This window comes from Bacteroides cellulosilyticus DSM 14838, from assembly GCF_000158035.1.
GTDB classification, from domain to species: Bacteria; Bacteroidota; Bacteroidia; order Bacteroidales; family Bacteroidaceae; genus Bacteroides; species Bacteroides cellulosilyticus.
This window is the reverse complement of sequence record NZ_EQ973491.1, coordinates 974,649-980,362: the sequence shown is the minus strand read 5'-3', so window position 1 is coordinate 980,362 and position 5,714 is coordinate 974,649. Positions and strand designations below refer to the sequence as shown.

The following is a 5,714-nucleotide window of genomic DNA, read 5'->3' as shown; positions in this document are numbered from 1 at the left end:
GCCGTTAGAAGCCGTAGCCGTAGCGTCATCATTGACGGCTTTAAGCTGGTTACCATTTAATGTAAAAGACAAATTATCAATGATTCCAGTGCCGGATAATCCGGTTTGTCCGCCACGCCGCAAATGCAATAAATTCCCATTCTTGTCATAACTATAGTTGGTCGCGTAGCCCAGAGTTATTACGCCACCAATCAGACTTTGTGCCGAGGTGAGGCGTGACAAATTATCATAAGCGAAGTTATATCCATAAGTTTTGTTATCCCCCGGACATCGGCACACCATACGGGATACATTTCCATTATAACCATAGCCCAATGATATATTGAATAATCCACCTGATGATATCGATTCTATCCAGTTACGTATATTATATGCATACGCCAACTTATTACTTGCCGAACCATGCAATGACTTGCCCGACAATCGCCCCAGTTCATCATAAGTATTGGCAGCAAGCGTAACCTTCACTCCATTCAACGAATGCTCAACCTTCGTCAGTCGTTCCGCATGGTCATAAGTATAGGTATATATCTCCATCTGCGTAGTCTTTCCGGCCGCCATGTGTACATGCTTCACGCTTGCAGGTTTACCGGTAAAAGTATATATCGTAGTTGTTGTTTCATAGCCACTCAACAGATTGCTTGAAACAGTCTTTGTTACCCGCCCTTTCTTATCATAATAGTTGGCTGAATATAACTTCGTATCACTTCCTAAAACAGTAATGACACTCCCCGACAAGTAACCTTTAGCACTCACTGTTTCAGCAGAAAAAAAGCTGTTATTAAAACCCGGCAATGTACGGAAATCATAGTTATCGTAATAGTTTACTAAATACACAACCGGAGCAGTCAAAGCAAAATCGGATGAATATCCGCTGTTTCCTAAACCCGTAGCCGTATTGACGCGAGTACAGGCAACAGAACGAGCGGACGCTGTAGAAGTATTCGTATTAGCACATTCACCTTGCACAACCAGGCGGCTTAAGTCATCATACAAATAGAACATCCATTTTCCCCGACTTTTCTGATTTCCGTCCTGGGAAAAAACAAGACGATCATTCAAATCATAAACGTATGACACAGCATCTGCACCGGGCAACTTCTTCCAAACACAACGATTGCGCCTGTCATATTTATACTGGTAGGCATAAAGATTTAGACTGGTCGTAGAAATATTACCATCCATTGCAGGTGGCAGCACATAGCAAAGATTACCATAGTCATCGTACACATAATAGGTATCATGACGTACAGTTCCATTCAACTGACTAACCAATACGGTATGTCCTTGCTTATCCGTAAATTGAGAGACCGTGTTGCCGTCTTCATCCTGTGTACGGACAACATACAATTCACCGGTGGCATAACTTCCCCCATTCACTAAGGTGCTACCATTTACCGAATAGTGCACACAGCTTAATACCTCAGAGGAGCCATTCAGCATATAATCAGTGGTCATCGGTTTGTCACTCCACTTCGCTCCCGGGCCATATTGCGCCACAAGCCGATCGGACGGAGAAGCCTCGTACACCGACTGATTGAAAGGACGGGCCGTTGAGCCATAATTACCGGAAGCAGTCGAGGAAAAAGCAGACGCAGACAAATAAGCAGAGGATGAATATACGGGCAGCCAGTCTTTAACGTCCCGCCCCGATTCATCATACTCCGAAAGATCCAGCAGATTATTTTTCTGTGGAGTCACCTGATTATGCACGGTTTGGCACAAACGTCCCAAACCATCATAATATTTCACTACATCTAAGTAAGAACTACTGCTTTCATTCAGCATAGTACGCGTAACCACATAATTCTGGTTACTATTTTGCGCTGTAGCTGCACCTATCAGGCAAAGAAATGAAATCAAAATATATAATCGTTTCATAATACTATTTTTATATGATCATACTGCATTTATGGCCGGAAATGATATTGATATTCCTCCATTGTCTTTCCTTCCGTATCCTTTATGCGAATCAACTGACTATCGCTGTTATATTCGAAAGTCGTTTTGGCTTTATTGGGAGAAATTATGCCACTTGCCCCAATCAAGGGATGGTAAGTATAGGAGGTAATCAGGGCAGAAGGCAAAGCTTTATACAAATTATCTATCATATTCAGATACAGAGGCATAGAAGGAAGTATGCACGACGACATGGAAGCTGGATCCACCATTAGCGCTTTTTTAACTTCTTCGTAAGTTGCCCCCTTGATTTCAGCCAGCAGGTATTGCCCCTTGTATCCCCACAAATATACAACCTTCTCAGCACCATCCTTATTGATATATACAGGGTTGCCATAAATATCATATTTATTATAACTGATTCGTTTTTCGTACTTATCCGTACCTTTACAGTAATACTGATCTTCTACCACCATCCCGGAAGACAAACTACTGCTATATCCTCTCAATACACTGTATAGCCGTTTATCCTTTTTCTCCATAGTCTGCTGTACAGGCGTGGTCAGATAATTTCGCGAAGTCAATAGCTGAATGGCACTTCGCTGGGATGTTGTCAGAGATTCTTTATCCGGTATAGTGTTATTACTGTAATAGGTTCTCTCCACCTGCTCCGCACCTCCGCTACACAAAGATGATTTACTTATTATATTGTACGGACGCTCCGTATCATAGGCAAAAACAGACTTCTCAACAATACTGTCACTCGATTGATAAGTGGTTTTACAAGTGGACTTCAAGCGATGATAGCCTGTAACCAAGCGATACGGAAAAGCTCTAACCGGAGAACCATATAAGTCACAATAATCATTGCGATAACAAACTGTTAACTTCTCCAAAAACTGGCAACTTGAGTAACCTCTCCATGCAAACAGATAAGGGCTTACTACGGCTCCTTTTAGTTCTATTTCTGATTTTTCGTATATATTCGTTAACGTCTGCACCTTCTCATAAGCAGTTCCCGACTTTTTATAAGAACTTTCCGATAATAGCCAGGGAGTCGAATATAATATTCTATTCGTTTTAGAAACCACATATTCCAGACTGGGGAAATGGTCCGGGTATGTATTATCATATTCATCCGAACGGAAATCATATCGATAGACTTTTTTCCAATCGGCAGCTGTTTCGGTTATTTTGCCGTACCATACAGAGTTGGAATTTCCCCGTACATCCGGAAGATTAGAAAAGACAGAAAGCGTACGCTGGCGAACTTTGCAACTACCATCATCAAGAGGACAAATATACCGGGTAGTCAGCAAATTTGTTTCATCAGGATAATTTTTACCCATAAAATGCGTATCCTCATACATATAGCTTTTTACAATCGTCTTAGCGGATACCGGATCGTACAATTCCGTAGATTTTACACGCAGTCCTCCGACTATAAAGTCTTTACCTTGCATAGTAAAGCGATGGGGTTCATAATTTATTTTCAGCTTACCTTTTGTAGGGCTAGTCATTTCCACTAAAGAATATATATCCATATATGCGGCATTAGGAGTCCTTATAGCACGTGAGCCAATGGATTGATTAAGAGGAACATTTATTGAACCATTAGTTTTTCGTATCTCAAGATTCAGAGTTGGAAGATTGGAACTCACACGAGTTGTACCGTTATAGTAGCCCCACCAGTCGAAACCTGAATGTAAGTAATCGGAAGAAGTTTCGTTTTTATAAGTAAATTTATAATCATCCTCACCGGATATATGAACATTCTTCAATAAATTGCCTGTAACCGTATCATACGTCAATTGCACTTTTCTCACAAGCGTGCTTGCCTGCTTCACACAGAAAGAAGTCAACTTATTTTCTGTATAATCAAAATCAATTAAGCCATTTGGCATTATAATACTATCGGGTACCTGCGATGTATTCGCATAGTAGAAGGGATGGCCGTTTCCTTCCGTTACCTGATATCCCTTACTACCAAGTATTCGCCAGAATGAACTATCCGAGCCCGTAGAAGTATTTATCATATCGTCATGATAACAACCAGCCCGCACCACAGACGCTCCATTGTCCAATACCGTAATGGTATTGTTAAAAAGAGGAACGTCTTCCCGGATTGACTGATAAGTAAATGAAATCTTTGTATCACCCGGGAAAATGATTTCCCGAAGCATCCAGCCACAAAAGCAGGAACCATAAGACTGTGTTTCTACATATTTAAGAGTCTTAGAAAGAGTATGTACCGGATTTTCTTCACCAAAGACATAACGGACACCCTTGTCATCCAACACTTCAAAGCCATAAAGACGGGTATTGATGAAGTTGGTCGAACTATCAAGTTTAGGAATTATCTTTAAAGGAGTATCCGATATCTGTTTCACTACATCCACCCCGTTTACACGTTGTAATATGAACGAAGCATTCATACCAGGCATGTTTATTTGAAATATATCATACTGACCATCCATGCGCGGATAAATACGCCCGAGTTTATTCCAACAATCACAATCAGTAGAGTAAGACGAAGACATATAGATATAATCATTATCCGATAGATTTCCGCTGACATCTGCCACCGGATACACCTCATCCGGTTTGCCCATAATCGTCCGTGATATCTTAAATCCCGGAAACAAAGCCCAGTTACGTCCCACCACACCGACAGGATCCTGCACTCTTACTCCCGAAGAATGATACTTCAAAGTCAAGGGGAGAGACAAGCCGTAAGCTTCCACAGTATATAGGGGGATACTAATGTCAATGGTTCCCGTCGCATGAGAAATGGGATAACCCAGAAACTTCTGAAATACTCGGGAAGTAGGTGAAGGCGGTGTCACATCAGGCATCGCAGCATAATAATTGCCTTGTGCACATACCGGCAATACACCGGTGCATAGTATAATAATAAGTATTATTCGATATATATTTTTCATATCCATTATTGTTTGTAGTTTAATATCGTTTTCTGCAAACCAGCATCCGGATTGCCGGTTTACAGAAAATTAGAAGTCATTATCAGAGCGCATTACAAGGTCATCGCATTTACGCCCAGCACACCCGCTATCGCCGTTACCACCGCGACAGCTACTTTCAAGATCATACTCCATACGGATTTCTTGATTGCCATAATTCCACACCTCCTTTCCACGCAATTAAAAAAAATGATTGTCACAGAGTGGAAATCACAGTTCCCTGCTCACTTCGAAGCACGGACACTCCTTAATCCATTCTTCCGGCTCTATCACTCCGTCACCGTTCAGGTCCGGACTGAGGTCACGATGCCCGCAGATACGGACATTGTTCCGAAAGCGTTTCAGGAGTTGATGCACAAGCAGCCGGAGCGCAGAGCGTTGTTCAGGTGTACGGGTATCTTTGGCACGCCCCCGGACATCAAGACCGCCCTCATAGCAGATGCCTATCGAGTGAGAATTATGGCCCTTGGCATGCGCCCCGACAAGTTCCAAAGCACGGGTATTGATTACCGTGCCATCCTTACGGATGTAGTAGTGATAGCCGATACCGCGGAAGCCACGGCAACGGTGATTTTCCTCCAGTTCGGCCACAGTCAGCGAACGGTCTTCGCGTGTGGCGGAACAGTGAATAACGATGTGATCGATTGTTCTCATGTAACTTAGTGATTAGTGTTTAATTTTTAATTTCCGAAGACTACGGTTTCAGAGCCTATCCCAGCGGATTCTCGTCCAATCCTCCGTCACCGCCTTCGTTGCCGCCACCTTCGCCACTGCCCGAACCACTGCCGGCAGCCTTCAACTGCGACTCCAGATCCACGAAGTCCATACGGTCTT

The 5,714-nt window shown here is 42.7% G+C and carries 4 protein-coding genes; all 4 read right to left on the bottom strand.

Annotated elements, in window-relative coordinates; genetic code table 11:
• Window positions 1-1,881, bottom strand: a 1,881-nt coding sequence (locus BACCELL_RS15940; RefSeq protein WP_007212942.1) for a DUF6443 domain-containing protein, incomplete at its 3' end; no start/stop codon positions are given.
• Between the two features lie 29 nt (window positions 1,882-1,910).
• Window positions 1,911-4,841: a hypothetical protein gene (locus BACCELL_RS15935; RefSeq protein ID WP_242577679.1), complete on the bottom strand. Its 2,931-nt coding sequence runs from the start codon at window positions 4,839-4,841 to the stop codon at window positions 1,911-1,913.
• 92 nt (window positions 4,842-4,933) lie between these two features.
• Window positions 4,934-5,029: a smalltalk protein gene (locus BACCELL_RS26550; protein WP_149920833.1), complete on the bottom strand. Its 96-nt coding sequence runs from the start codon at window positions 5,027-5,029 to the stop codon at window positions 4,934-4,936.
• 61 nt (window positions 5,030-5,090) lie between these two features.
• Complete coding sequence (locus BACCELL_RS15930) at window positions 5,091-5,534, bottom strand: N-acetylmuramoyl-L-alanine amidase (RefSeq protein WP_007212939.1); 444 nt, start codon at window positions 5,532-5,534, stop codon at window positions 5,091-5,093.
• Between the last annotated feature and the right edge of the window lie 180 nt (window positions 5,535-5,714).